Origin of the sequence: Streptosporangium longisporum (assembly GCF_039534895.1) — a bacterium.
GTDB lineage: Bacteria > Actinomycetota > Actinomycetes > Streptosporangiales > Streptosporangiaceae > Streptosporangium > Streptosporangium longisporum.
On the sequence record NZ_BAAAWD010000011.1, the window covers coordinates 1 to 24,668 of the forward strand.

General features: G+C 72.1%; 26 protein-coding genes and 1 pseudogene. 13 read left to right on the forward strand and 14 right to left on the reverse strand.

Annotated elements, in window-relative coordinates:
* Positions 1-442 precede the first annotated feature (442 nt).
* The 3 genes and pseudogenes from ABD832_RS20565 to ABD832_RS42215 all read right to left on the reverse strand — a co-directional run bounded on the left by ABD832_RS20565 (position 443) and on the right by ABD832_RS42215 (position 1,063).
* On the reverse strand, positions 443-604 hold the full coding sequence (locus ABD832_RS20565) for a tyrosine-protein phosphatase (RefSeq protein WP_344897835.1): 162 nt from the start codon (positions 602-604) through the stop codon (positions 443-445).
* Positions 601-738, reverse strand: a complete 138-nt coding sequence (locus ABD832_RS20570; RefSeq protein ID WP_344897838.1) for a hypothetical protein — start codon at positions 736-738, stop codon at positions 601-603. Before ABD832_RS20570 ends, ABD832_RS20565 begins: the two co-directional genes overlap by 4 nt.
* Positions 687-1,063 (reverse strand): annotated as a pseudogene (locus ABD832_RS42215) (tyrosine-protein phosphatase). Before ABD832_RS42215 ends, ABD832_RS20570 begins: the two are co-directional and overlap by 52 nt.
* A 213-nt stretch (positions 1,064-1,276) precedes the next feature.
* Here ABD832_RS42215 and ABD832_RS20580 point away from each other — a divergent pair.
* Both ABD832_RS20580 and ABD832_RS20585 read left to right on the forward strand, forming a co-directional pair.
* Positions 1,277-1,471, forward strand: coding sequence for a hypothetical protein (locus tag ABD832_RS20580; protein ID WP_344897844.1), 195 nt, complete (start codon positions 1,277-1,279; stop codon positions 1,469-1,471).
* Positions 1,472-1,660: 189 nt separating this feature from the next.
* A complete protein-coding gene (locus ABD832_RS20585) occupies positions 1,661-2,089 on the forward strand; it encodes a hypothetical protein (protein ID WP_344897847.1) in 429 nt (142 codons plus the stop codon).
* 131 nt (positions 2,090-2,220) lie between these two features.
* Here ABD832_RS20585 and ABD832_RS42515 read toward each other — a convergent pair whose 3' ends face one another.
* Both ABD832_RS42515 and ABD832_RS42220 read right to left on the reverse strand, forming a co-directional pair.
* Complete coding sequence (locus tag ABD832_RS42515) at positions 2,221-2,418, reverse strand: hypothetical protein (protein ID WP_486389076.1); 198 nt, start codon at positions 2,416-2,418, stop codon at positions 2,221-2,223.
* Positions 2,419-2,711: 293 nt separating this feature from the next.
* Positions 2,712-3,011 (reverse strand): tetratricopeptide repeat protein, encoded by a 300-nt coding sequence (locus tag ABD832_RS42220; RefSeq protein WP_425582623.1) that lies wholly within the window; start codon positions 3,009-3,011, stop codon positions 2,712-2,714.
* 290 nt (positions 3,012-3,301) lie between these two features.
* Here ABD832_RS42220 and ABD832_RS42520 point away from each other — a divergent pair, with 290 nt between their 5' ends.
* From ABD832_RS42520 to ABD832_RS42535, 4 genes are all read left to right on the forward strand, one after another.
* Positions 3,302-3,463 (forward strand): hypothetical protein, encoded by a 162-nt coding sequence (locus ABD832_RS42520; protein WP_486389077.1) that lies wholly within the window; start codon positions 3,302-3,304, stop codon positions 3,461-3,463.
* A 150-nt stretch (positions 3,464-3,613) separates the two neighbouring features.
* Positions 3,614-3,754 carry a hypothetical protein gene (locus tag ABD832_RS42525; RefSeq protein WP_486389078.1) on the forward strand — a complete coding sequence of 47 codons (141 nt, stop codon included), beginning with the start codon at positions 3,614-3,616 and terminating at the stop codon, positions 3,752-3,754.
* A gap of 27 nt (positions 3,755-3,781) precedes the next feature.
* Positions 3,782-4,042 (forward strand): hypothetical protein, encoded by a 261-nt coding sequence (locus ABD832_RS42530; protein ID WP_486389079.1) that lies wholly within the window; start codon positions 3,782-3,784, stop codon positions 4,040-4,042.
* 36 nt (positions 4,043-4,078) lie between these two features.
* Entirely contained in the window at positions 4,079-4,780 is a 702-nt protein-coding gene (locus tag ABD832_RS42535; protein WP_486389080.1) for a hypothetical protein, read from the forward strand.
* Between the two features lie 163 nt (positions 4,781-4,943).
* On the opposite strand, the gene ABD832_RS20595 is transcribed toward ABD832_RS42535, so the two are convergent.
* The gene (locus ABD832_RS20595; RefSeq protein WP_344897854.1) at positions 4,944-7,034 is read right to left on the reverse strand and encodes a M6 family metalloprotease domain-containing protein; all 2,091 of its coding nucleotides are present in this window, start codon (positions 7,032-7,034) and stop codon (positions 4,944-4,946) included.
* A gap of 165 nt (positions 7,035-7,199) precedes the next feature.
* On the opposite strand from ABD832_RS20595, the gene ABD832_RS20600 reads away from it, so the two are divergent.
* Entirely contained in the window at positions 7,200-8,345 is a 1,146-nt protein-coding gene (locus ABD832_RS20600) for an amidohydrolase family protein (protein WP_344897857.1), read from the forward strand.
* An 81-nt stretch (positions 8,346-8,426) separates the two neighbouring features.
* On the opposite strand, the gene ABD832_RS20605 is transcribed toward ABD832_RS20600, so the two are convergent.
* Positions 8,427-8,660 (reverse strand): hypothetical protein, encoded by a 234-nt coding sequence (locus ABD832_RS20605; RefSeq protein ID WP_344898157.1) that lies wholly within the window; start codon positions 8,658-8,660, stop codon positions 8,427-8,429.
* On the opposite strand from ABD832_RS20605, the gene ABD832_RS20610 reads away from it, so the two are divergent.
* Positions 8,601-9,008 carry a nitroreductase/quinone reductase family protein gene (locus tag ABD832_RS20610; protein ID WP_344898137.1) on the forward strand — a complete coding sequence of 136 codons (408 nt, stop codon included), beginning with the start codon at positions 8,601-8,603 and terminating at the stop codon, positions 9,006-9,008. The two genes, ABD832_RS20605 and ABD832_RS20610, sit on opposite strands and share 60 nt — an antisense overlap.
* Before the next feature lie 57 nt (positions 9,009-9,065).
* Here ABD832_RS20610 and ABD832_RS20615 read toward each other — a convergent pair whose 3' ends face one another.
* The 5 genes from ABD832_RS20615 to ABD832_RS20635 form a co-directional block, all read right to left on the reverse strand.
* Entirely contained in the window at positions 9,066-10,820 is a 1,755-nt protein-coding gene (locus tag ABD832_RS20615; protein WP_344897860.1) for an FAD-binding oxidoreductase, read from the reverse strand.
* A 196-nt stretch (positions 10,821-11,016) separates the two neighbouring features.
* Positions 11,017-12,522 carry an aromatic amino acid lyase gene (locus ABD832_RS20620; RefSeq protein WP_344897863.1) on the reverse strand — a complete coding sequence of 502 codons (1,506 nt, stop codon included), beginning with the start codon at positions 12,520-12,522 and terminating at the stop codon, positions 11,017-11,019.
* Positions 12,519-13,823, reverse strand: a complete 1,305-nt coding sequence (locus ABD832_RS20625; protein ID WP_344897866.1) for a class I adenylate-forming enzyme family protein — start codon at positions 13,821-13,823, stop codon at positions 12,519-12,521. The genes ABD832_RS20620 and ABD832_RS20625 overlap by 4 nt, the downstream gene beginning before the upstream one ends.
* Positions 13,820-14,092 carry an acyl carrier protein gene (locus ABD832_RS20630; RefSeq protein ID WP_344897869.1) on the reverse strand — a complete coding sequence of 91 codons (273 nt, stop codon included), beginning with the start codon at positions 14,090-14,092 and terminating at the stop codon, positions 13,820-13,822. The genes ABD832_RS20625 and ABD832_RS20630 overlap by 4 nt, the downstream gene beginning before the upstream one ends.
* A gap of 37 nt (positions 14,093-14,129) precedes the next feature.
* On the reverse strand, positions 14,130-15,485 hold the full coding sequence (locus ABD832_RS20635; RefSeq protein WP_344897872.1) for a beta-ketoacyl-[acyl-carrier-protein] synthase family protein: 1,356 nt from the start codon (positions 15,483-15,485) through the stop codon (positions 14,130-14,132).
* Positions 15,486-16,167: 682 nt separating this feature from the next.
* On the opposite strand from ABD832_RS20635, the gene ABD832_RS20640 reads away from it, so the two are divergent.
* Entirely contained in the window at positions 16,168-18,354 is a 2,187-nt protein-coding gene (locus ABD832_RS20640; RefSeq protein WP_344898139.1) for an AfsR/SARP family transcriptional regulator, read from the forward strand.
* Here the strand turns inward: ABD832_RS20640 and ABD832_RS20645 are convergent.
* Positions 18,300-19,013: a class I SAM-dependent DNA methyltransferase gene (locus tag ABD832_RS20645; RefSeq protein ID WP_344897875.1), complete on the reverse strand. Its 714-nt coding sequence runs from the start codon at positions 19,011-19,013 to the stop codon at positions 18,300-18,302. The genes ABD832_RS20640 and ABD832_RS20645 overlap by 55 nt on opposite strands.
* Before the next feature lie 11 nt (positions 19,014-19,024).
* Positions 19,025-20,341, reverse strand: coding sequence for an activator-dependent family glycosyltransferase (locus tag ABD832_RS20650; RefSeq protein WP_344897878.1), 1,317 nt, complete (start codon positions 20,339-20,341; stop codon positions 19,025-19,027).
* A gap of 229 nt (positions 20,342-20,570) precedes the next feature.
* Here ABD832_RS20650 and rfbA point away from each other — a divergent pair, with 229 nt between their 5' ends.
* The 4 genes from rfbA (at position 20,571) to ABD832_RS20670 (ending at position 24,656) form a co-directional block, all read left to right on the forward strand.
* Positions 20,571-21,443 (forward strand): glucose-1-phosphate thymidylyltransferase RfbA, encoded by an 873-nt coding sequence (gene rfbA, locus ABD832_RS20655; protein WP_344897881.1) that lies wholly within the window; start codon positions 20,571-20,573, stop codon positions 21,441-21,443.
* Between the two features lie 22 nt (positions 21,444-21,465).
* Positions 21,466-22,545 carry a dTDP-glucose 4,6-dehydratase gene (gene rfbB / locus ABD832_RS20660; RefSeq protein ID WP_344897885.1) on the forward strand — a complete coding sequence of 360 codons (1,080 nt, stop codon included), beginning with the start codon at positions 21,466-21,468 and terminating at the stop codon, positions 22,543-22,545.
* A gap of 178 nt (positions 22,546-22,723) precedes the next feature.
* The gene (locus tag ABD832_RS20665) at positions 22,724-23,581 is read left to right on the forward strand and encodes an NAD-dependent epimerase/dehydratase family protein (protein ID WP_344897888.1); all 858 of its coding nucleotides are present in this window, start codon (positions 22,724-22,726) and stop codon (positions 23,579-23,581) included.
* A gap of 34 nt (positions 23,582-23,615) precedes the next feature.
* On the forward strand, positions 23,616-24,656 hold the full coding sequence (locus ABD832_RS20670; RefSeq protein WP_344897891.1) for a ketoacyl-ACP synthase III family protein: 1,041 nt from the start codon (positions 23,616-23,618) through the stop codon (positions 24,654-24,656).
* The last annotated feature ends 12 nt before the right edge of the window (positions 24,657-24,668 follow it).

Sequence of the window (24,668 nt, forward strand, 5' to 3'; positions counted from 1 at the left end):
CCGGTTTCTACCCGGCGTGCTGGCCTGCCTGCGCGACGGCGCCCCGCCGCCGGTCGAGCCGGAGGAGGTCGTCCGGGCGCTGGTCGTCCTGGAGGCCGCCGGCTCTCGGCGCCGAACGCCGGGTTCGTCACCCTGTGAGACCGGCCGCCTCCCGCGGCGGCCGGAGACCCGGGCCTCCGGGGTCTGCGGCCCTCCCGGAGCCGGCCGCTCCCTGACGGCGCCCGCCCTCCGGAGAAACCCGGATCGGCGGATCGGCCGGGTCAGGCTGGTCAGTCGCGCAGGCGGGCGCGCAGCAGCCGGGAGTCGGACTCGGTCCAGCCCTGCGAGGTGAGCAGCTCAACGGCCCCCCGAAGCGCTCGTCCATGACGCGCAGGAACTGCTCCATGTACTCGGCCCTGGGCCGGTGGTCGTCGGCCGGCCGGGTGTCGAGGTCGGCGCGCGGTTAGGTCTCGCTGGCGCGCAGCCGGACGAGGATGGCTCCAGGCGGTCGCCCGTGGGCGACGTAGTCGTCGACGATCGCCTCCCGGGTGGCCCCGGCGACCTCCAGCGCCAGGGCGCTGAGCACGCCGGTGCGGTCCTTGCCCGCGGCGCAGTGCACGATCACGCGCCGTCGTCGCGGGCCATGGCCCGCAGCGCCGCCAGCACCGAGTCGGGACGGTCGCGGACGTAGCCGTAGTAGTAGCCGGTCACCCGCAGCTCGGCCGTGCGCTCGTCGTCCCGCCCGGTCCAGGGCAGCACTGTCGGCCTCGATGGTGTCGGCCTCGACGTCGTGTACCGGCGCCCTCGGCGAAGAGCGTGAGGTGGTGGATGCTCACCTCGGCACGCGGTGAGCGGCCCCGGGCCCTCCAGGCGCACCTCCGCCCGGAGCGCAGGTCGACGACGTGGCGGATGTTTCGCGCTCGCCAGACGAGCACGCGCACGTCCCGCTCGGTCAGTCCCTGGAGGTTGTCGGCCCGGTAGATCCGCCGAAGCGTGTGGTGCCACCGTCCACGGTGGCGAGCCCGCCCAGGTCACGGACGTTGACGGCACCTTCGAGTTCGATCCAACGCGTGAAGTCTCTCATCGCTCCCGAGTTATACGCCGCTTACGTACAGGCCGTTAACGGGAGGCGGTTGCTTCCGTAATTACCGTCATATTTGAACGTTGCCGGACAAATTCGTCTTAACTCATATGAGGCCCGTGGAAGGGGCCGGCCGTGCTTCGCCGCGAGGAGGTCGCGTGAGTCCGAGGAGACGTCCCCCTCACCTTCTGATCGATCCCTCCCTGCCGCCCCACCGTGGCGTCGGCGCTGCGCGCCGACGCGACGGCGCTGCGCGCGGCCCGGAGGGGGGCATGCTCCCCCGCCCAAGCTGCCAGCACCCCCAGGGTGTGCGCGACCCTGCTGTTCCTGCTGTTCCTGATGGGGCTGAGTCTCACCGCGGGCCTCATCGTCATCAGCATCGCGATCTTCCTGTCCTCGATGTCCGGTTGAGCGGCGACGTCAAGGGCCACCGGGCATGGCGCCGCTTCCGCACGGCCATGCGCCACCGCGACCGGTACATCCTGCCCGAGGATCTCGACCCCGACTGCGGCGACCTGCTCCGCCGCACGCAGGAGGCCACCGAGACGGTGCTCGACTCCGAGGTCAACAAGCGACCTGCTCGACACGATCGACAACGCGGTGACGCTGCCCGACCAGACCTGGCAGATCGCCTCGAAGCTGAAGCGGCTCTCGGAGCTGAGGGCCGACCACCGGCGGCTGATGCCGCGACCCGCTCCCGCCCGGATCGCCGACGCCTTCGCCCCCTACACCGCGGCCCTGGAGACCGCCGAGCGCTCGCTGGACGCGCGGATCCGCACGCTGGAGGAGTACGCCGGGCAGGTCCGCAGGGCCGACGACGTCTACCGCGCCCACCGGCGGCTCCAGGAGCTCGCCGAGCAGGCCCCGCGCTACGAGGCGCTGGTCGCCGAGACCACCGAGGACGCGCTCGCCGCCCCCGGGCTCGGCCAGCTGACCGAGCAGGCCCGGCAGGTGGAGCGGCTCTTCCAGGAGAGCATCGACGAGGCCCGCCTGACCGCCCGCCACCTGCTGCCGGCCGCCGGCCCCTGACCCCGGCCACCGGTCCCCGACTCCGCGCGACCCCGCGCGGCCCCGGCGCGGCACCCCCACCCGGACCCCGGCCAGGCACCCCGGCGCGGCCTCCGGACCGGCACGCCCCGGCCCGGTACGGCGGGCGGGGCTCAGCCTCCCGCGCGGCGCAGCAGTTCCAGGGTGCGGTTCATGCCGGACCGGTTGCCCAGGCTGCGGTAGATGTCCTGCGCTCGCCGCAGGACGTCCACCGCGGCCCGGTCGTCCCCCGCCTCCAGGTGCGCCTCCCCCAGGTAGCGCAGGCTCCTGGCCATCCACCAGCGGTCGCCCAGCTCCTCGAAGGCGCGCACGGGCCCGTCCCAGACTGGCGCGCGCCTCGCGCGTACGGCCCAGCCTGCCCAGGGCGCGTCCGGCCGACAGCTCGGTCCTGGCGACCCCCCACGTGTCGCCGAGCGCGACCAGGATCTCGTCGGCCCGGCGCACGTAGGTGAGCTCGCGCAGCGCGTTGGCCGGGTCGCCGACCTCGCCGGCCGCGCGCAGGCACCGGGCCTCCTCCCACAGCTCGCCGCGGAGCCGGAACATCTCCGCGGCCCGGTCGAGACTGAAACCGGCCCTGGCGAAGTCGTCCCCGGCGGCGCGGTCGTCACCCGCGGCGCGCAGCGCCCTGGCCGTCGCGCCGAGCACCTCGCCGTAGGCGCGCAGCGTCTGCGCCTCGGAGTAGCGGTTTGCGGTCGCGCTCGAACACCCGCAGCGCGTCCTCCAGCAGCTCCCGCGCCTCGGCGGGCCTGCGCTGGGCCAGCCGGAGCTCGGCGAGGTTGCGCCGGGTCCTGGCCGCCCACCACCGGTCGTCCTCGTCGGTGAAGACGGTGATCGCGTCGATCAGGTGGCCCTGCCCCCGGTCGAGGTTGCCGTCGTTGAACAGCGTCATGCCGACCGCGCGCATCGCCCGCGCCGCCCACCAGGACTCGCCGAGCCCGTCGAAGACCTCCAGCGCCCGCTCGGCGTCCCGCAGGGCGGCGCGGTGATCGCCCTGCCCGCCCGCCACCGCCGCCCGGTCCAGCAGCGCGATGGCCAGGGCCCGCGGGTCGCCCGTCCGCTCCGCGGCCTCGCACAGGATCTCGGCGACCGCCCGCCAGTCCGACCAGTAGGCCCGCAGCGAGTGGCACAGCGAGCAGAAGGCCCTGCCCAGGCCCCAGGGCCAGCTCCCACATCTCCATGCTCCTGGCCTGGCCGATGACCGCGACCAGGGTCAGGCGCTCGGCGTTGAGCCAGTCGGCCGCCGAGACCTCGGCCCGCGTCACCGGCTCCGGCCCCGGGTCCTGCCCGGCGGGCCTGACGCGTCCCCAGTCCTGGGGCCAGCGCGCCACGGCCGCGGCCTCGGCCCGGCGGCGGTAGCCGGACAGGACCCGCTCGATGGCGGCCCGGCGGCGGGCCTCGTCGTCGGTGAGCGCCGGCTCGCGGGCGAAGATCTTCACCAGGTCGTGCAGCCGGTAGCGCATCACCCCCGACAGGTCGGTCCCCGAGCACTCGGCGAGCTGGGCGTCGATGAGCGCCTCCAGCTGGTCGGCCCCCTCCACCTCGGAGGTGGCCAGCAGCTCACCGGCCACCCAGCCGGGCACGTCCGGGGCGGCGACCAGGCTGAGCAGGCGCAGCAGGCGGCGTTGCAGGCCGGTGCAGTCGTCGTAGCTGAGCTGCAGGGAGGCGCGCACGCTCTTGTCGAGGCTGCGGGCGATCTCCAGCTGGTCCAGCCGCCTGCGCTCGTCCAGCAGCCGGTCGGCGAGCCGGCGCAGGGTCCAGTTCTCCCTGGTGGCCAGGCGTCCGCCGCAGATGCCGATGGCCAGCGGCAGGTGGTCGCACATCCGTACGATCTCCCGGGCCGCCTCCGGGTCGGCGGAGACCCGGTCGTTCCCGGCCAGCCTGGCCAGCAGTTCCACGCCCTGCGCCTCGTCGAACACCGACAGCTGCTTGTCGTAGGTGTTGAGCAGGAAGAGCGGCTGCCGGGAGGTAACCATGACCGCGCAGCCGGGCTCGGCCGGGATCAGGGACTTGACCTGGTCGCCGTCGCGGGCGTTGTCCAGGAAGATCAGGATGCGCCTGCCCTTGGTCCAGGTCAGCCAGAGGGTGCGCAGCTCGGCCAGCCCGCCGGGGTCGGTGGTGAGCCGCACGCCGAGCGCGCGCAGGAACCCGATCAGCACCTCGGCGGGGTCGACCGGGGCCTCCACCTGGCCGCGCAGGTCGGCGTACAGGCGGCCGTCGGGGAAGTCGTCGGCGATCTCGTTGCCGAACCGGGCGATGAGCGCGGACTTGCCGACCCCGCCCCTGCCGTACACCGAGACGACCAGGGGGGCGGCGTCGGCGTGGTCGCGGGAGCGGCGGCGCGCGGCGAAGACCTCGCGCAGCTCGGCCAGCGACCCGGTGCGGCCGGTGAAGTGCGCGGTGACCGGCGGCCACTGGTCGGGCGGGCGCCACACCGTCCCGGCCGAGGCGCCCCGCTCCTCGGGACCGCGGCTGCCGGCCGTCGCCCAGGTGAGCAGGCCGACCAGCAGGCCGGCGAGCGCGGTGACGCCGACCTTGGCCTGCAGGGGAAGCTCCCACACGTCCAGCGAGGTGGCCAGGACGCTGGCCATGGCGGCGGCCAGCCCGGCCGCCGCGGGCGCGGCGAGCCGGATCCGGCGTCCCGGCCGCCGGGCGGGCGACCGCAGGTCGGGCTGATCAGGCACGTTCGGCGCCCCGGTCATCCACACCCCTCGCACGAGGACCACGGCACGCCCGCGGCCCCCGCCGACCGGCATGTCCTTCGATTCCTGGAGATTGAATCAGACGTCCACCCGCGGCGCCGCGTCACCCGGGCATCCGGCCCGGGTGACGCGGGCCCTCAGCGGCCCAGCACGTGGCAGGTCGCCGTGGCCGTCCTGGACGGGTCGCTCTCGGAGACCGCGGTCAGGGTCACCGTGCCGAGGCGGGCGCCCGTGGAGGCCCTGCGGGCGTCGACCGTGACCCGGGTGCTCCGGCCGGCGTCGGCGGTGGCGAGCTCGTTGGGCAGCGAGACCGTCCAGCCCCGTCCCGTGACCGTCGCCGAGAGCCGGTAGACGTCACCGGAGAGGTGGGCGCTCACGTCCTCGGGGTGCGTCCCCTGGGCCGGGGCGGTCCTACCGGTGTTGAACAGCGGGAAGCGGCACGTCGAGCGGCCGTCCCGGGACGGCAGGCCCAGGGTGGGCAGCACCTTCACCCCGCGCCTGCTCGGCCCGGCGCCGTCCAGGGAGCGGACCGCCACGGTGTAGGAGAGCACGCCCTTGCGGTCGCGCTTGAGGTCCAGCACGTAGAAGTGCAGCCGGTTGGCCCGGTCCACGTACTCGAACTCCGATCCCGAGCCGGTGCCGGCGTGGAACAGCGCGTCCGAGAGCTGGCGGTAGTCGCCGATCGTGATGGGCACGGCGGTGCCGTCCGGCAGGACGTAGTCGGTCATGCCGATGTCCTGCGGGTTGGCGTCGACCACCCACTCGAAGGGGGCCTGGTCGACGTTCTTGGTCTTGGCCAGCAGCACGCCGGAGTCGGGCGTGAAGGAGTCGGCGCCCATCCGGTCCACGACCTCGATCGTGTAGTTGTCGTAGCCGCCGCCGTCGCAGAACGGGTCGGTGCTCACGTCGCAGGCCGGGGCGCGGTCGCCGCCGGTGAAGGCGATGTTGACGCCGGACAGGTCCTCGGCCCCCGGCTTGACGACCCGGGCGGTCACCTTGGCCACGACGAGACCGGACTCGGCCAGCGCGTCCCTGGACAGGCGCAGCACGTTGGCCTCGTCCACCATCTCCAGCTTGATCTTGTTGCGGAGCATGTGCTGGGCGCCCATCGAGGCGCCCGCGGTGGGCGGGATCAGCCAGCGGCTGTGCGGGCCGCCGGGGCCGTTGAAGCTGCCCCGGCTGAGCATCTCCCAGATGCCGGTGTAGGCCCGGCGCGGCGGCACCCCGAACGGGTTGTTGTAGTTGTCGCCGATGCCGAGGATGTGGCTGAGCTCGTGGGCGTAGACGCCCTGCCCGGAGCTCTCGGCCTGGGTGGAGGAGCCGCCCCCGGCGTTGGGCCAGATCGAGGAGGCCGAGGCCCAGGAGGTCCACTCCACGTAGCGGGTCCTGGCCCAGTTGGGCAGGCTCTCGTCGGGCGGGCCGAAGGCGTCGGTCACCGCCTCCTTGGTCGGGAACTTGATCGGGCCGAACTCCTGCCAGGTGGCCGACTCGTCCTGGCCCGCGCTCAGGTAGAAGACGAAGTCGAAGCCCGCGGGCACCTCGGGGCCCGCCGCGCCGGTCCAGGCGGCCCGCGCGTCGGTGCGCAGGTTGCGGTTGCAGGTGTCACCGGCCGGGCAGGCCGTGCCGCCCTGGAACTCCATGGCGTACTCGTGCGACTTGCCGGGCATCTCGTACGGCCCGAACGCGGTCAGCTCCACGCCGTAGCGGCCCCCGGAGTCCTCCATCCAGTACTCGTGGATGGTGTGGCCCCGGTTGAGGGCGCCGGGGGTGTTGAGGAAGTCCCGGTAGAAGCCGGCGACCTGGTCGCGGGGGATGTCGTGGGCCTCGGCGCTGGGGTTTCCGAAGACCGTGGACCCCTTGGGCTGGGTGACCACGAACGGCCGGCCGGGGTAGTCGGCCAGGACGAGCGCGCCGCGGAAGGTCCGCTTGGAGCCCTTGACCGCGGGGTCGGCCCAGTTCGTGCCGGGGGGCTTGCGGTAGTCGGCCCACGTCATGTGGTCCGGGTTCTTCCAGTTCTGCGGGTCGATCGGGGCGGGGGCGCCCGGTTCGGCGCGGCGCGCGGTGTCGGCGTCGGGGGTGGCGGGGGCGTCCTGCTGCCAGGGCTGGGTCCTGGGCCACTGCTCCAGGCGCCAGGGGTGCTCGGGGTCCGGTGCGGGGTCGGCGGCGGCGGGGAGGGAGGTGGCGAGACCGGCGAGAATCAGCATGACCGTGGCGATCGATGCTTTCATCAGCCTAGGGGGACGAGTCACGATAAATGACGCTATAGATCGCTTACAGCGGGATCAACAACCCGCTGTCAGGAAGCATGGAGGCGAGACCCGCCGGAGACCCATTTGAGATCGGGGGCCACTCCCCTTAACCTCTCCGAAGGGGACGAACACACAGGAGCGCCTATGCCCACCCGTGCCGGTCGGACCATCGGCACGCGCGCCAGGGCCACCGTCTCCGTCCACTGCGCCCCCATCGTGCTCCCCGTCTGCGGCCCGCCGGTCAGGGACGGCGCGATCGTCGTGCGGAACGACCGGATCGCCCGGGTCGGCCCGCGCGCCGAGATCGTGGCCGCCCATCCCCTGCTCACCCCGGTCCACTGGCCGGGAATGATCGTGCCGGGCCTGATCGACGCGCATCTGCGGCTCGACCGCGCCGCGGCCCCGGTCTCGGCGTACGGCGTCACCGCCGCCGGGGGCATCGCCGCCGACCTCGACGCGGCCTCCACCCTCGGCGAGGCCGGGCTGGGCGGCGTCACCTACCTGGAGACCCGCTGCGAGGACGAGGACCGCTGGGAGGACGAGGCACGCGACCGGCTGATCACCGCGATCCGCGAGGTCGACCATCCGGGCGTCATCGGCATCGCCGCCCACTCCTCCGATCCGGTCGTGATGGAGGACCTGACCGTCCTGTCCAGGACGTTCGGCCTGCGGCTGCACGTCGAGCCCGGACGCCACACCGTCGCCTTCCTCGACGAGGTCGGCGCGCTCGACGCCGGCTGTCACATCGCGATCTCCCGCCCGCTGGACGAGGCCGACCGCAAGCTCCTGCGGGCCCGCGGCACGGTCGTCGCCATCTCGTCGCCGTTCGCCGCCGACGGGCTGCTCGACGGCGAGAGCGCGATCGCGATCGGCACCCGTACCGGCGGCGACCCGCTGGCCGTCGCCCGTGCCCTCTCCCGCGCGCCCGAGCACGACCGGCTCCTGGTCGAGGCCGTGACGCGGGGCGGCGCGCGGGCGCTGGGCATGGACGAGGGCCCCGGCCGCCTGGGCTGCCTGGACCGGGGCGGGCGCGCCGACTTCGCGGTCTTCGCGGTGGAGGCCGGCGAGCGGGACCCGTACACGGTCCTGCTGCACGAGGGGCCGGGCCGGTGCGTGGCCACGTTCGTGGGCGGCAGGGCGAGCCGGCGCCCCGGCGAGACCGCCCGCGACACCGGTCATTCCGGGGCGACCGGAAGCACCGGAAGTACCGGAGGCACCCGCGGGGGCGGGGGCGCCCGTGACGCCGGGGACGCCGGGGACGCCGACGCGAGGAGCAGACGCCTCGCCTGAACCCGCTCTGAACCCGCTCCGTGCTCCGCGCCGCCCACCGGCCGGCGCCGTCCGCCCTCCTCTGTCCGAACATACATCCGATCATCCCATGTTTCGCCGCCGGTGAACCGTCCCCCGGCCGGATCGGGCGCCGCCCTTTTTTAAATCATCGCGAAGATGAAACAATGGGTCATGGCGGAAAACACGGCTCATGCGGTGACCATCAAGGAAACGCCCATCATGATGAAATTCATGATGCGCCTCTTCAATCCCCTGATGCGCGTGCAGGTGCGCAAGGGGAAAGCACGCTCCGTCGGCGGCGTGATCCTTCTTCATTTCACCGGGAGAAAGACCGGAAAGCGGTACGAGGTTCCCGTCATGAAGCAGGACGAGGACGGCAGGCTGTGCGTCTACACCGAGGCCCGGTGGAAGGTGAACCTGCGCGGCGGCGCCGACGTCGAGGTGACGGACATGGGCAGGCGCACCCCCATGCGCGCCGAGCTGATGGACGACCCCGACGCCATGGCCACCGAGATGGAGGGCCTGGTCAGGAAGATCGGGCTCAAGGAGGCGAACCAGCGGCTCGGCATCGTCGTCCACGTCGACCGCATGCCGACCCGCGAGGAGCTGGCCGAGGCGATCCGGCGGCGCAACCTCGGGGTCATCTACCTGACGCCGCGCTAGGGACCCGCGCACGGGGCCGCCCGCCGGGCCGGAGGGCACGGCGGGCGGCCCCTTCGATCAGCCCGGCTCGCCGAGCGAGCGCAGGTTGTTCGCGTGCCTCGGCGACACCCTGGCCGGGTACTTCTTGGGCTCGGTCCTCGCCGACCTGCGGGAGGCGTCCGGGCGGGGCTGCGGGGGCAGGGAGTGCGAGGCTCCCGGGAGCCGGACCGACAACGCGTGGTTGAACACGTTCTTGGGGTCCCACTTGGCCTTGACCTGCTGCAGCTTCGGGTAGTTGTCCTTGTAGTACAGCGTGTGCCAGGGCACCCCGGAGGTGTTCAGCGCCGGGTCGGCGAGGTCGTTGTCGGGGTAGTTGATGTACGCGCCGTCATAGGCGTCGCCGGGCACGGGGACGCCTCCGGTGTCCGCGTGCACCTCCCGGTAGACCTCGCGGATCGACGTCAGCCACTTCTCCTCCTCGGCCGGGTCCCACCAGCCGATGTCGAAGAAGCCGATGAGCGGTGCGACCCGGTGCGGGTTGGCCGTGGCCGCGGGATCCACGGCGTTGATCTTCCCGCCGAGCGACATCAGGTAGACCGACGCGCCGACGTCGCCCTCGCCCTCGGTCAGGAACCTGTAGATGACCTTCAGCTGCGCCGGGGTCCAGGGCTTCTTCAGGTAGGCGGCCTTCGACTTGAACATGAGCGCGTACGCGCCGGCCCCGGAGTCGTAGGACAGGGTCACCTTCATCCACGGCGCCACGCTGAAGTAGTCGAAGGTCGGCTCGATGCCGACGCCCTCGCCGACGGTCTGCACCAGCGTCCACAGGATGCCGTCCGCGCCGGGGACGTCGCCGTCCATGGCCGCGAACAGCTCGATCTTCCCGCTGGAGCGGTGGTACATGGTCAGCGAGCTGTCCATGCTCTCGAAGGTGGGCTCGGCGTGGTTCTGCTGCTGCCAGCGGGCGTAGTTGTCGGCCAGCCGGGAGAGCGACTCCTCGGTCATGTTCTCCCAGCTCCAGCTGGCCGAGACCACGTACTGCCGCGCGGGGGGCTTGGGCAGCAGGGTCGAGGGGTCGTTGCCCCTGACATTCGGGGAGCGCATCAGGTAGCGGGTGACGATGCCGAAGTTCCCGCCGCCGCCTCCGGCGTGCGCCCACCACAGGTCCCGGTTGGGGTCGCGGGCCTCGCGGGTGGCGACGACGATCCGGGCCCGGCCCGAGCGGTCGACCACGACGACCTCCACGCCGTAGAGGTGGTCGATCACCAGCCCGTGCCTGCGCGACTGGGGGCCGTACCCGCCGCCGGCGATGTGGCCTCCCGCGCCGACGCTCGGGCAGCCGCCGGCCGGGACCGTGACGCCCCAGCCGAGGTAGAGCGAGCGGTACGCCTTGCCGAGCGTGGCACCGGCCTCGATCGCGAACGCCTTGTGGTGGGGGTCGAAGTAGACGTCGTTCATCTCCGAGATGTCGATGATGATCGACACCGAGGGGTCGTCCACGAAGTTCTCGAAGCAGTGGCCGCCGCTGCGCACGACGATCTTCTTGTTCGCGCGTACGGCCTCGTTGACCACCTGCACGATCTGCTGGGCGGAGTGGACGACGCGGACCGACTCCGGCTGCGCCATGAAGCGCGCGTTGTAGCCCCTCGTGACGAGCTCGGCGTAGCGCGGGTCGTCCGGGCCGATCGTCGCCGCGCCCGGCGTCGGCGGGCAGCCGGCGGAGGTCCTCCCCGCGGTGGCGCTCGCCTCCGAGTCACCGGCGGCCAGCCCGACGGCCGCCCCTCCCGCGACGGCCATCACTTCCAGGAATCCACGGCGTGTTGCTTTGGCCACCGTATTTACCAGACCTTTCGAATTTCACGTTCTCATGAGCGTTCCCCCGGGGGGAGGAACGCCTTTCCGCCGCCGGGGCGAGCCCCGGCGTCCTTCTTTTCCCGCGGGAGCCAGGTCCCGGGGAATCGCGTCCCGCGCGGGAGCCGGGATTTCCCGGGAATTCCGGCTCCCGAAAGGACCGGTCCTCGCGAGGATGTCATTCCTCGCGGGCGAGCAGGTTCTCCGCGGCCTCCTGCAGCAGGCGGCTGGCGGCGCGCACCTCGGCCGCGAGCGGCCGGTCGGCCTGCAGCGGAGGCGACACGCGGGCCAGGTCGGCCCACAGGCCGGTGGCCGTCTCGTTCCGCCCCGCGAGCGCTCCCCGCTGGGCCACGCCAAGCGCGAGGGAGCCGACGACCAGCCACGCCAGCTCCACGGCCTCGGCCACGGAGTTGGCCCCGTTGAGCGCCATCGGCACGTGGTCCTGGTTGCCGCCGTTCGTCGGCAGCGCGGTCAGGGAGGCCGGGTAGGCGAGCTGCCTGATCCTGGAGACGAACGAGGTGGCGCTGAGCTGCACCCCGGCCAGGCCGCTCCCCGCCCCGGGACGGGGGGTGAGCATCGGCGGCGCGCCGCCGTTGTAGGACGGATCGCACAGCAGGGCGAGCTGCCGTTCGGCGAGGAAGGCCACCTGCTGCAGGCACAGGCCGATCTGGTCGGAGCACAGGCCGACCGGCATGGCGTGGAAGTTGCCGCCGTGCAGCAGCTCGCCCTCGTAGAAGACGGGGTTGTCCGTGCAGCCCATGGCCTCGCGGACGAGGATCTCCTCGGCCCCGTAGAGCTGGTCGAGCACCGCGCCGAGGACCTGCGGGGCGCACCGGAGGCTGTAGGGCTCCTGCAGCGGCCGCAGGGGGTTGCGCTCCATGTCGGCCGGAAGGTCCTCGCGGATCCACCGGGCCACGGTGAGCTGCCCCGTCTGGCCCCGGACCCGGCCTATCCCGGCGTGGTAGGCCTCCGGGTTGGAGCCCAGGATGTCGGCGATCCTCGCCGTGAGGATGCCGACGGCCCGTACCAGCCTGAGCACCGCCTGGTGGTTCAGGATGCACACCGCCAGGCTGACGCTGGTCCCGTTGACGAAGGCCAGCGCCTCCCGGGCCGACCACTCGACGGGTTTGGCGTCCATGTCGGCCAGGGCCCGCGAGGCGGGCACCACCGACCAGCCGTCGTCACCGCGCACCCATGCCTCCCCATTGCCCGCGTGGGCCAGCGCCGCGTGGGCGAGCGGCTGCAGGTCCCCGCTGGCACTCACCGTGCCGTCGCGCGGGATCGACGGCGTGAAGCCGTCGTTCCACAGGTCGGCCAGGGTCTGCCAGAAGTCCGGCGACACGGCCGAGTGCCCCTTGCGCATGCTGCTGAGACGGAGCCAGACGATCAGGCGGCACACCTCGGGATCCAGCGGCCTGCCCTGGGCGGAGCCCAGGTGGGCGATCAGCCCGGCGCCCTGCTCCATCGGGGAGTCGGACGCGGAGAACGCCACCAGGGGGCCGAAGCCGTGGGTGACCCCGTACACCGACTCGTCGCCGGAGAGCCGCTCGGCCAGCAGGTCCACGCTGGCCCGCATGCGGCGGACCTCCTCGTGGTCGCAGGGCTCCATCCGCGCGTCCCAGCGCGTGCTCCTGACGATCGAGGCCAGGTTGTCGGTGGAACGTCCGTCGATCAAGGCTGTCACGTGTCTGCTCCCGCGTCGGAAAGGGAAGGTCGCTGTAGTCGCCGGAGCTTGCCGGTGTCGGAACGGTCGATCCGATCGACCAGGCGCACCTGCCGGGGGCGGGCGTCGAACCGTCCCACGGCCGCGCGCACCTCCGTGACGGACAGGGCTCCCTCGCCCTCCGGGACCACGAGCAGGTCGAAGTTCTCGCCGCTGAAGGCGTCGGTGACCGGGAGGAAGGCCAGGTCCGCGCAGCGCAGCACCGATCTGACCGACTCCTCCAGCCGGTCGAGGTCGACCCGGCGGCCGTTGATCTTCACGAGCCGGTCGCGCCGCCCGTCGAAACGGAACCGGCGCGCGTCGAGCCGCCGTACGTAGTCGTCGGTCCGCCAGACGTCGGCGGGGGCCTCGCCCGGCCGGAACGCCAGCCGGGGGCTGCGCACCACCAGCGGCGTCTCCTCGCCGGGAGCGCCGTCGACGTCGCCGTCGGGGCCGTCGATGTCGCCGTCGTGGGCGCCCGTGGTCACGTCGCCCGGCGTGGCGGCGGACGCGTCTCCGGAAGCGGCGGGGGTCTCGGCGGGGGTCTCGGCGGGGGTCTCGGCGCGGGGGGCGAACTCGACGTCCGCGAACAGCTCCCACGGCGGCCGGTCCGGGCCCCAGGTGCGGGAGGCGATGCCACCGGCCTCGGTCGAGCCGAAGACCTCCACGACGCGTATCCGCTCGCGCCCGGTCTCCTCGACAAGGGACTCGGCCGCCAGCGGGAGGGTCGCGGTGCTGTGCAGCACGCTCAGGTGCTCGGTCCCGCCGACCCAGGAGGCGTGCCTGCGCAGGATGGAGAAGGTCCAGGGCACCGCCACGATCGCCCAGCGCAGGTCCTGCGGGGCCGGCATGGCGCCGAAGTAGCGGGGGCGGTACCAGGCGGGCAGGCGCAGGCGGGCGGGCACGAGCACGCTCGCGAGCGCGCCGTACACGTGCTTGGGCGGCGCGAAGGACAGCAGCGCCTGCGGGCGGTCCCGCTCGACCAGCGCGGCCAGCAGGCCCGCCTCGGCCCACATCTGCTCGCGCGTCCGCCGCCAGCACCGGCTCGGGCCGGTGCTGCCCGAGGTCTCCAGGTCCACGGTCGCGGCCAGGCGGTCCAGGACGAACGCGTCGACGTCGGTGCCGGGGCCGAGCAGGTCCCAGCGGACCAGCCAGGGGTCGTCGTTGATCCGCGGTGCCGCGAACCCGGAGCCGAGCAGCTCCTGCGGCGACACCTCGGTGTAGACGTCGGCGGCGTGGGAGGAGGCCACGCCGCCGTGTTCGGGAACGCACTGGGAGGTCAATTCCGCTCCGCGGAGTGCTCGACGAGGTCGAGGAAGTCCTGGACCGTTCTTATACGTGCCAGGTCCTCTTCCGGAATGTCAATGCCGGTGTGCTCCTGCATGGAGAAGGCGACCTCCACGACGGCCAGGGAATCGAGGGCCAGGTCGTCGGTGAATGATTTCTCCGGCAATACCCTCTCTGCGGGCACGCCCGCCACCCTCTCCACGATCTCGGCCAGGCTGGAAAGCATTTCCTGTTGCTCTGCGGACATTTTCCGATATCCCTTCACGATCACATTGGACGGCTTTCCCGACTTTCCGTGCCGGTCAGGGTGACACATCCCGCGGGCGGCGCAGCACCAGGACCGCGTTGTGGCCGCCGAATCCGAAGGAATTGCTGACGGCCACGTCCGCCGTGTGTTCCTGGGCTCGGTGCGCCACGAAGTTCATCTCCGGGTCCTCGGGGTCGTCGCAGTTGACCGTGGGCGGCGCGATCCCGGTGCGGACGGCCTCCAGGGCGACCATCGCCTCGACGGCGCCGGCCGCCCCGAGCATGTGGCCCGTCATGCTCTTGGTCGAGCTCACCGGCATCGACGTGGCCCGCTCGCCGAACACCCGGCGGATCACCTTGATCTCGGCGGTGTCGTTCATCCGGGTGCCGGTGCCGTGCGCGTTGACGTATCCGACCTCGTCCGGGGTGACGCCGGCGTCCTTCAGGGCCAGGCGCACGGCCCGCTCCACGGCGGTCCCCTCCGGATGCGGGCTGGTCAGGTTGTAGGCGTCGGTGCTGGCGCCGTACCCGGCCACCTCCCCGTACACCCGGGCCCCGCGCGCCGCGGCGTGCTCCTCGCTCTCCAGCACCAGGACCCCGGAGCCCGCGCTCATCACGAACCCGTCGCGGCCGGTGTCGAAGGGCCTGCTGGCGGCGCCCGGGTCGTCGTTGCGCCGGGAGAGCGCCCTGGCCCTGGCCGCGGCGGCCAGGTCGAAGGGGGTCAGGGCGTCGTCGGCCCCGCCGGCCAGGACGACGTCCGCCTCGCCCCTCCGGATCAGTCTCATGGCCTCGCCGACGCAGGTCGCCCCGGTGGCGCAGGCGGTCGTGATGCAGGCGGAGGGGCCCTGGGCGCCGACGTGCAGGGCGACCTCGGAGGCGACCGTGACCACACCCGTCGAGGTGAAGGTGTAGGGGCTCAGCGCCATGAAGCCGCGTGCGGCGAACGCGGCCCCCGCGTCGACGAGCACGCTGCTCGCGCCGCAGGCGCTGCCCACCGTCACCCCCACCGCGGGCGCGAGGGCGGCGTCGACCTCCAGGCCGGCGTCCTTGAGCGCGAGCACCGCGGCCACCAGGGCCAGGTGCGCCGGTCTGGTGGTGCGCCGCACCAGGGAGGCCGGCAGCCACTCCTCGGGGTCGAAATCCACGATCTGGCCGCCGATTCTGACGGGAAGACCGGAGACGTCCATTCCGGAAATCTCGCGAATGGCGCTGGTGCCCTGAATCAGATTGGACCACGTGGTTTCCCAGCCCACCCCGAAGGGCGAGACGACCCCATAGCCGGTGACGACCACCCTCCTGGGCGGAGCACCTCGCGGAGAATCAATGTCGTCGATGGCCACCAGCGCCTCACCGGGAAGTTCGGGAATCCCATGCCGGGCTCGACGGTAACCGAGGGCCAGGGGGTTCGTCACCGGCTCGGATACGCTTTTCCGTACGAGCCGGGAACAGATCTTCTATTACATGCGGGCACCGGTTCACAAGGGTCGCGCCGGTTTTCCCGGTGCTCCGGCCTTCGTCACCGTGCTCCTGCCCGGTGGCCTTCCCGTTGATTTCCCGTGTTTTTCCCGCGCTTTCGGGCGGTGGCCGTGGCGGCCCGCCCGAGCGGGTCCGCGCCACCGTCCGGGACGGGTCCCGGGCAGGTCCGGGACGGGGTGCGCGCGACCGGCCGGGGCGGTCCCGGCGCGGACCCCGGGACGGCCCCCGGCGCCGTCCGCGTACCGGCCGGGGTGATCTTCAGGGGTGCTCCGGAGCGGCCCGCGGGGCACCCGCGTCCGGCCGTCCGGCACCCACCCGGGGCGCGGCGGCCCGGTGTCCCGTCGCCGGGCACGGGGTGTCCCGCCAGCGAGACACCCCCTCACCGGTGAACCGGGGGGACGGGTGGGGTTCCCGTGACGGAGATAACAATAACGTCACCCAAGGAACCTGACTTGCTCCTGGTTCGTTGCCATGGGTATGGCTATATGCGTAGGTCCGAGCATTTGATCCTGAGCGCGCGCTCAGGTGTCCTTCCACCGCATCTCTGCTCGGGCTGAGATTGGGAGAGCGTCGTTGAACGACCAGGTGCAGGTACGTCTCCTCGGGCCCGTGCGCGCGATGAGAGGCGATCATGAGCTCGACCTGGGATCGCCTACGCAGCGTAGCCTCTTCGTGGCGCTGGCGACACGTCCGGGAACCTCGGTGAGCCGGCAGGAACTGATCAACGCCGTCTGGGGAGGAAATGCCCCCACAACTGTTGAAAGCAGCATTTATACATACATAGCACGTCTAAGGCGCATTTTTGAACCATTGAGGCCGCCGAGGGCGCCCTCCGAGATGCTGGTGGGCGACGGCACGGGCTACATGCTCGCGCTCGACCCGCGCAGCATCGACGCCCAGATCTTCGAACAGCACCTGGACAGCGTCCGGCACCTGCAGCGCTTCGGTCCCTGGCCCCAGGTGGTCGAGAGGCTGGACACCGCGCTGTCGCTGTGGCGCGGACCGGCGCTGGGCGGCGTGGTCGGCCCGCTGGCGGACGCCGAGCGGACCCGGCTGGAGGAGCTGCGCTTCACGGCCATCGAGGACCGCGCCCAGCTCCTGCTGGAGGCCGACCGCGCGGGCGAGATCATCGGTGACCTGTCCGGCCTGGTCCGCACCCACCCGCTGCGGGAACGGCTGCACTACCTGCTCATGGTGGCCCACTACCGCTGCGGGCGGCGGGCCGACGCGCTGAAGCAGTTCCACAGCGTGCGGCGCCTGCTCATCAGGGAGCTGGGCATCGAACCGGGCGAGGACCTGCGCAGGTGTCACGACCAGATCCTGAACGGCACCCTGAGCTCGCCCGTGCCCGCCGACTCCCCGGCGACGCTGACCTCCCAGGGCAGCGGCGGCTTCCCGACGCTGACCCCCCACGGCAGCGGCGGCTTCCCGGTGTTCGTGGTGCCCGCCCAGCTCCCCCGTGACGTCCCGGGGTTCACCGGGCGGCGCGAGGAGCTGCGACGGCTGGAGGAGTTCGTCTCGGCGGCCGAGGTCCTCGGCGAGGCCGGGGTCATCCTGGTCAGCGGCGCCCCCGGCGTGGGCAAGTCGGCACTGGCCGTGCGCTTCGCCCGCGGGCTCACCGACCGGTTCCAGGGCGGCCAGCTCCACCTGGACCTGCGGGGCTTCTCCAACGAGGCCGAGCCGATGGAACCGGCCGAGGCGCTGCGCCACCTGCTCGCCGGGCTCGGCAGCGTCCCCGACCCGTCCGAGGACCTGCAGGCCCTCTCGTCCCGCTACCGGAGCCTGGTGACGGGCCGGCGGATCCTGATCGTGCTGGACAACGCCAGGTCGGCCGAGCAGGTGCGGCCCCTGCTGCCCGGCGACCCGTCGTGCCTGGTGCTGGTCACGAGCAGGAACAGGCTGTCGGGGCTGACCACCCGCGACGGGGCATTGCGCGTGACCCTGGACCTGATGCCCCAGGACGACGCGGTCACGCTGGTGAAGAACGTCATCAGGCAGGCCAGCGGGGAGGCCGAGCGTCCCCTGGTCGACCGGCTCTGCCAGGTGGGCGACTACCTCCCGATCGCGCTGCGGATCGCGGCGGAGCGGATGACCAGCCGGTTCCACGGCGGGATCGCCGTCGCCACCCGGACGATCCCGGAGCGGGAGGAGCTGCTGGAGAGCGCCGACACCGAGTGCGACGAGCAGTCGTCGATGCGGTCGGTGTTCTCCTCCTCCTACCGCGCGCTGCCCGCCGAGGCCGCGGAGATGTTCCGCCTGATGGGCCTGCACGGCGGCTCGACGTTCGACCTGGTGACGGCCGCGATCATGGCGGACGTGGACCACGACCGCGCCAGGCGGACGGTCGACTTCCTGCTGAGCGGGCACCTGCTGCGGATCACGCCGTGCAACCGGCTCAGGTTCCACGACGACATGCTGCGCGCGTACGCCAAGGACCGCGCCATGGCCGAGATGTCCTACCGGACGCGGCGGGCGGCCGTCTCCCGGCTGGTCACCCACTACCTGCGCACCGCGGACGCCGCGATCCGCCTGCTGTACCCGGCGCGCTACCCCCTCCCGCCGCCCCCGCTGGCACCCGACGGGGTGGCGACCCTGCGCTTCGGCAGCGCCGAGCAGGCCAGGACCTGGTTCGAGAGGGAGTTGCCCAACCTGAGCGCGGCCGTGCGCCAGGCGGGCGCGTACGGCGTGTGCCCGGTCAGGGAGCGCCTGCCGTCCCTCATCCAGAGCTTCCTGCGCGGCCGGTCGGAGGGTCAGCCGAGCGTCCCGGCGAACAGCCCCCGCCCCGAGGGGCCGCCCTCGATGTAGTCCACCTTCAGTCCGGCCCCGGTGAACGCGGTCTCGTACTGCTCCCGGGTGAACAGGGTGTTCACGTGGGTGACGGTGAAGTGACGGGCGGGCGAGGCGGCGTCGGCCACCACGTAGTGGACCTCCATGACGCTCGCGCCGCCCTCCCGGACCGTGCGCGAGACCCGGGCCAGGGTGCGGCCGTCCACGGTGACCACGTCCCCGGCCACGTAGCCGGGCAGGAACGACTCGGGGAACCACCACGGCTCGATGACCAGGACGCCCCCGGGGACCAGGTGGGCGGCCATCGTCCCGACGGCCGCCGCCAGCTCCCGCTCGTCGCGCATGTAGGCGATGGAGCTGAACATGCAGGTGACCGCGTCGAAGGTGCGCCCGAGGGCGAAGTCGCGCATGTCGCCCTCGTGGGCGGGCACCCCGGGCATCCGCGTCCTGGCCACGGCCAGCATGTCCGCCGACAGCTCCAGCCCCTCGACGTGGCCGAAGAGCCCGGCGAAGTGCCTCAGGTGGGACCCGGTCCCGCAGGCCACGTCCAGCAGGGACGACGCCCCGGGCAGCCGCGCGCGGACCAGCTCGGCGACGGTCGCCGCCTCGGCCTCGTAGTCCTTGCCGCGCCCGGCGTAGATCGCGTCGTAGACGTCCGCCAGCTCGGCCTCGTACATGGTCCTGCCTCTCAGCGGGCCGCGGCCGGGACGGCGGCGCGGGCGCGGTAGGTGTCGACGAGGCCGGCGATGCTCGCGGCCACCTCTGCGGGGGCGGGCATGGCGTTCATCTCGTCACGGATCCTGCGTGCCTCCCGGGTGAAGGACGGCTCCGCCAGCAGCCGCAGCAGGGCCTGCCTGACCAGGGCCCCGGTGGCCTCGCTGCTGTGCATCGTCAGGCCCGCGCCCTGCTCGGCGAGGTAGCGCGCCCGCAGCGGCTCGTCGAACAGGTTGGGCAGGACGAGCTGGGGCGCGCCGCCGGCCAGGGCCGTGAAGAACGTGCCGCTCCCGCCGTGGTCGATCACCGCCGTGCAGGTCGGCAGCAGCGCGTGCAGCGGCACGAAGCTGACCAGCCTGACGTTGTCCGGCACGCGCTCCAGCTGCGCCTGGTGCTGTTCGGGCAGGGTGGCGACGATCTCCACGTCCAGGTCGGCCAGCCCGTCGAGGATGTCCTGGACCGGCACCAGGTAGCCGTCCAGGTTCTCCGCCGAGGTGGTCCCCAGCGTCAGGCAGACGCGGGGCCGCTCGGGCGGGACGCGCAGCCAGGGCGGGATCACCGCGCGGTCGTTGTACGGGACGAACCGCAGCGGGACGCGGTGCGGTTCCGGGCCCGCGACCGGGTCGGGCGGCAGCTGCAGGGAGGGCGGCGTGTAGTCGACGGTGAAGTGCCCGGTGGTCATCTCCTCGGAGAACTCCACGCCGTGCCTGCGGCCGTGCGCGGTGATCCACGCCTGCAGCATGTCCTCGCGGTCCTGCGGAGGCTGCAGCTCCTTCATCCGCAGGTAGTGGCCGCGCATCCGGCCGAAGAGGTCCAGGCTCCACATGAACCGCGCGTGCACCGCGCCGCACGCCTTGGCGGCGATCGGCCCGGCGTAGGTGACCGGCTCCCAGATGACCAGGTCGGGTTCCCACTTCCGGCAGAACTCGGTCAGCCCGTCGATCATGGGCTCGTTCACCAGACGGCACCACCAGGGGACGAACTGGGCATATCCCCGCTTGTAGGTCTCCCAGTCGAGCAGCTCGGGGTGGTCGTCCGCCATGTCGAAGAAGGGCACCGCCCTCTTGTGCTTCTTGCGGGGGTCGAAGAAGCCGAACGCCCTGTTGGCCCGCCAGAGGCTGTGGTCCCTGCCCACCGGCACCGCGGTCAGCCCCGAGCGCGTGATCACGTCGGTCAGGTCGGGCTGGCTGGCGACGCGGACCTCGTGCCCCTCGGCCTGCAGCGCCCACGCCAGCGGGACCATGACCAGGAAATGGGACTTCTCCGCATAGGTGGCGAACAGAATACGCATGGTCGTCCTTGCCGTCCTTCCGGGCGTGCTGACGCGGGGTGCGGGGCACGGCGCGGCCGCACCCCTGTCGGCCCCGACGAGGCCGGTCGCGACCGGGACACGTCCCAAGCCCTATCACATTGGCTCCGCCGAAAGGCAATACCGTTTCGCGGGGCGCTGGGGGTTGATTTCCCGATGAGCCCGAACAGTAGTCTCAGGCACCGCCGCAGACGAAAACGCAGGAGCTCCGATGAAAGGCATAGTCCTTGCCGGAGGAAACGGGACGCGTTTACATCCGCTGACCCTCGCGACCTCCAAGCAGTTGCTTCCCATCTACGACAAGCCGATGATTTACTACCCGATCTCGGTGCTGATGCTGGCACACATCCGTGACATCCTCATTATTTCCACGCCGGACACCCTTCCGTCGCTGCAGGCGCTTCTGGGTGACGGATCCCATCTGGGCGTGAACTTCAGCTACGTGCCGCAGCCGGAGCCGCGCGGGATCGCCGAGGCGTTCCTGCTGGGGGACGCGCACATCGACGGGGACCCGTGCGCGCTGGTGCTGGGCGACAACCTCTTCCACGGCGCGGGCTTCCCCGACCTGCTGCGCAGGGCCCGCGAGGAGCTGGACGGCTGCGTGATGTTCGGCTACCCGGTGAGCGACCCGGAGCGCTACGGCATCGGGGAGCTGGACGCCGAGGGCCGGCTGATCTCGATCGAGGAGAAGCCGGCCCTGCCCCGCTCCGACCAGGCCATCACGGGCCTGTACTTCTACGACAAGCAGGTCGTGGACATCGCCAGGGAGCAGCGGCCCTCGGCCCGCGGCGAGCTGGAGATCACCGACGTGAACCGGGTCTACCTGGAGCAGGGCAAGGCGAACCTGGTCCCGCTGGGCCGCGGCTTCACCTGGCTGGACGCCGGGACGCACCAGTCCCTGCTGGAGGCGAGCCAGTACGTGCAGATCCTCGAACGCCGCCAGGGGGTACGGGTCGCCTGCCTGGAGGAGATCGCCCTGCGCATGGGGTTCATCGACGCCGACGCCTGCTACCGGCGGGGCACCGAGATGAGCCAGTCGGTGTACGGCCGATACGTCATGGACATCGCTCGATCACTCGCGTGACTGACAGCAAAGGTGCAGCCAAATGCGGATCCTGGTCACCGGCGGTGCCGGGTTCATCGGCTCGAACTTCGTGCGGCGCACGCTCTCCGGCGCCTACGAGGGGTTCGAGGACGCCCGGGTCGTCGTCGTGGACAAGCTGACGTACGCCGGGACCATGGAGAGCCTGGCGTCGGTCATCGACGACCCGCGGCTGGAGTTCGTCCAGGGCGACATCTGTGACGCCTCGCTGATGTCCAGGCTGACCAGGGGCGCCTCCCTGGTCGTGCACTTCGCGGCCGAGACCCACGTGGACCGGTCGATCGACAGCGGGGCCGACTTCGTCACCACCAACGTGGTCGGCACCCAGACGCTGCTGGAGGCCTCGCTGGGCGGCGGCGTCGGGAAGTTCGTCCTGGTCTCCACGGACGAGGTGTACGGGTCCATCGAGACGGGCTCGTGGGTGGAGGGCCACCCGCTGGAACCCAACTCCCCGTACTCGGCCTCCAAGGCCGCGGCCGACCTGCTGGCGCGGGCGTTCTCGCGCACCTACCGCTTCCCCGTCTCGATCACCCGGTGCCCCAACAACTACGGGCCCTACCAGTTCCCCGAGAAGGTCATCCCTTTGTTCGTCACCAACCTGCTGGACGGGGAACGGGTGCCGCTGTACGGCGACGGCCTGCACGTGCGCGAGTGGGCACACGTCGACGACCACTGCCGCGGCATCGCCCTGGTCGCCTGGCGGGGCAGGCCCGGCGAGGTCTACAACATCGGGGGCAACGCCGAGCTGACGAACCGTGAGCTGACCACGGCGCTGCTCGACATCGCCGGGGCGGACTGGTCCATGGTGCTGCCGGTGGAGGACCGGCCCGGTCACGACCGCCGCTACTCCGTCGACAGCTCCAAGATCTCCGCCGAGCTGGGCTACCGGCCCCGGGTCCCCTTCGCCGACGGCCTGGCGGCCACGGCCCGCTGGTACGCCGAGAACCGCAGCTGGTGGGAGCCGCTGAAGAAGGGGCAGGCCGCCCTCGAAGGCGCCGAAGGCCCTGAAGGCCCCTCGGGCTCCGGAAGCCCCGCGGGCTCCGCGATCCCGGGGGCCGGCGCCGGGACGCCGGCCGGCGTGTGACCCGCCGTAATTACCGCCGTCCGGCGGAGAAAGCGCCGGAGAACGCACACCTGTCTCGCTGGCGGGACAAACGGCCTTCCGGCCCCGGGCCGCGGGCGCTTTCTTATTCCGAACGCCGCTATATGGTGACGGGCGGAACCGATACGTTAACCTCCAGAGCTGGAAAGCGGTGCTGGGAATGGAGATCATCGGAAATGGCTTTCTCGCGAGGCACCTGCGGTCGATCGACGACGCGCATCCGGAGGTGACGATTCTCGCCGCCGGTGTGTCGCTGTGGAAGAATTCCGATTCCGACTACGAGCGGGAAACCGCGCTGGTGGACGAGACGATCGAGAAGAGCCTCCGCCAGGACCGGACCCTCGTTTTCCTCTCGACCGCGTCGATGAGCATGTACGGCGGGGCCGGTTGCCGGGGCCGTGAGGACGAGCCCGTGGAGCCCGTCACCCCCTACGGCTGGCACAAGCTCGCGCTGGAGCGGCGCGTCCAGGACTCCGGGGTGCGGCACCTGATCCTGCGGCTCGGCTACGTCGTGGGCCCGCACGTGCCGGCGAACCGGTTGATCCCCTCCCTCATCGAGCAGATCCGCTCCGACAACCTCACGATGTACCGCAGCGCGCGCAGGGACATCATCGACATCACCGACTGGATAAAGGTCATCGACCTGCTGCTGGCCACCGGCACCACCCAGGAGGTGGTGAACGTGGCCACCGGCGAGTCCGTGCCGATCGCGCTGATCGTCGACCACCTGGAGATGCGGCTGGGCATCACGGCCCGCAGGCAGATCATCGACGAGGGGACGTCCCACCACATCTGCGTGGAGAAGCTCCGGCGGCTGGTGCCCGCGGTCGCCGACATGGGCTTCGGCCCCGGCTACCACCGGGTCGTGATCGACCGCTACCTGGAGGCGACCTCCCAGCTGGGGAACGCGACGCCGGAGCCGTCGGGATCACCGGGGTCACCGGAACCGGCAGGTCCGGCGGGGTCGGCGGGATCGGCGGGATCACAGCACGCCGGTCCCGCGTCCGGCCGAGCCTGACGGCCGGGCCACAGGCGAGCAGAGAGGCAGGGCAGTGCGCACACCAGAGGTCTTCGTCCGGGGAATCGGCACGTTCGTCCCGCCGACGGTCAGCGTGGAGTCGGCCGTCGCGCAGGGACTGTGCACGCCCGAGCACGCCAAGGTCCACGACATGCTCGGCGCGGCGGTGGCGGGCGACATCCCGGCCCCCGAGATGGCGCTGCGGGCCGCGCGGGAGGCGATCACGCGCGGCGGGGGCGGCACCGGTGCCCTGGGACTGATGCTGTACGCCGACGTCTGGCACCAGGGCCCCGACGGGTGGTCGCCGCAGTACTACCTGCAGCACCACCTCGTCGGCGGCGACCTGCTGGCCGTCGAGCTGCGCCAGGGCTGCAACGGCGTGCTGAGCGCCCTGGAGCTGGCCGGCGGGTTCATGGCGGGCGACCCGCGGGGCCGTGACGCGCTGATCGTCACGGCGGACAACTTCGGCACCGCCCGGATGGACCGCTGGTGCTCGGGGCCGGACTTCGTGCTCGGCGACGCCGGGAGCGCGCTGGTGCTCTCCCGCGAGCCCGGCTTCGCCCGGCTGCTCTCGGTGAGCTCGATCTCCGTGCCCGAGGCCGAGGAGCTGCACCGCGCGGGCACCCCGCTCTTCCCGCCGAGCGCCACCACCGGCGAGGCCGTCGACTTCAGCGCGCGGGCCGAGGAGTTCGGCCGGATGTGCTCGGCCGACACCGACCTCGCGCTCGCCTGGGTCATCGTGCAGCAGCGGATGATGCAGGTCCTCAGCCGGACCCTGGCCGAGGCGGAGATCAAGGTGGCGGACGTCACCCGCACCATCTTCACCAGCCTCTCCCCCGAGGCCGTCGAGCACCGGTGGATGGCGGTGCTGCGCATGCCGATGTCGAAGTCGAGCTGGGACTTCGCCAGGACCGTCGGCCATCTCGGCGCCAGCGACCACCTGGTCTCCCTGGACCACCTGCTGTCGACCGGTGAGCTCGGTCCCGGCGACCACGTGCTGCTGGGCGGCATCGGCCCCGGCGTCACCATCTCGTGCGCCGTCCTGAAGATCCTCGACACCCCCTCGTGGGTCTAGGACACCTCGTCG

Coding starts and splice junctions, on each gene's coding strand:
- ABD832_RS42535 (WP_486389080.1), top strand. CDS start 4,079: ATGACCGCGCAGCCGGGCTCGGCCGGGATCAGGGACTTGACCTGGTCG.
- ABD832_RS20665 (WP_344897888.1), top strand. CDS start 22,724: ATGGAGATCATCGGAAATGGCTTTCTCGCGAGGCACCTGCGGTCGATC.
- ABD832_RS42220 (WP_425582623.1), bottom strand. CDS start 3,011: ATGCGCGCGGTCGGCATGACGCTGTTCAACGACGGCAACCTCGACCGG.
- ABD832_RS20595 (WP_344897854.1), bottom strand. CDS start 7,034: ATGAAAGCATCGATCGCCACGGTCATGCTGATTCTCGCCGGTCTCGCC.
- ABD832_RS20640 (WP_344898139.1), top strand. CDS start 16,168: ATGAGAGGCGATCATGAGCTCGACCTGGGATCGCCTACGCAGCGTAGC.
- ABD832_RS42525 (WP_486389078.1), top strand. CDS start 3,614: ATGAGCGCCTCCAGCTGGTCGGCCCCCTCCACCTCGGAGGTGGCCAGC.
- ABD832_RS20645 (WP_344897875.1), bottom strand. CDS start 19,013: ATGTACGAGGCCGAGCTGGCGGACGTCTACGACGCGATCTACGCCGGG.
- ABD832_RS42520 (WP_486389077.1), top strand. CDS start 3,302: ATGACCGCGACCAGGGTCAGGCGCTCGGCGTTGAGCCAGTCGGCCGCC.
- ABD832_RS20650 (WP_344897878.1), bottom strand. CDS start 20,341: ATGCGTATTCTGTTCGCCACCTATGCGGAGAAGTCCCATTTCCTGGTC.
- ABD832_RS20605 (WP_344898157.1), bottom strand. CDS start 8,660: ATGAAGAAGGATCACGCCGCCGACGGAGCGTGCTTTCCCCTTGCGCAC.
- ABD832_RS20610 (WP_344898137.1), top strand. CDS start 8,601: ATGCGCGTGCAGGTGCGCAAGGGGAAAGCACGCTCCGTCGGCGGCGTG.
- rfbA (WP_344897881.1), top strand. CDS start 20,571: ATGAAAGGCATAGTCCTTGCCGGAGGAAACGGGACGCGTTTACATCCG.
- rfbB (WP_344897885.1), top strand. CDS start 21,466: ATGCGGATCCTGGTCACCGGCGGTGCCGGGTTCATCGGCTCGAACTTC.
- ABD832_RS20600 (WP_344897857.1), top strand. CDS start 7,200: ATGCCCACCCGTGCCGGTCGGACCATCGGCACGCGCGCCAGGGCCACC.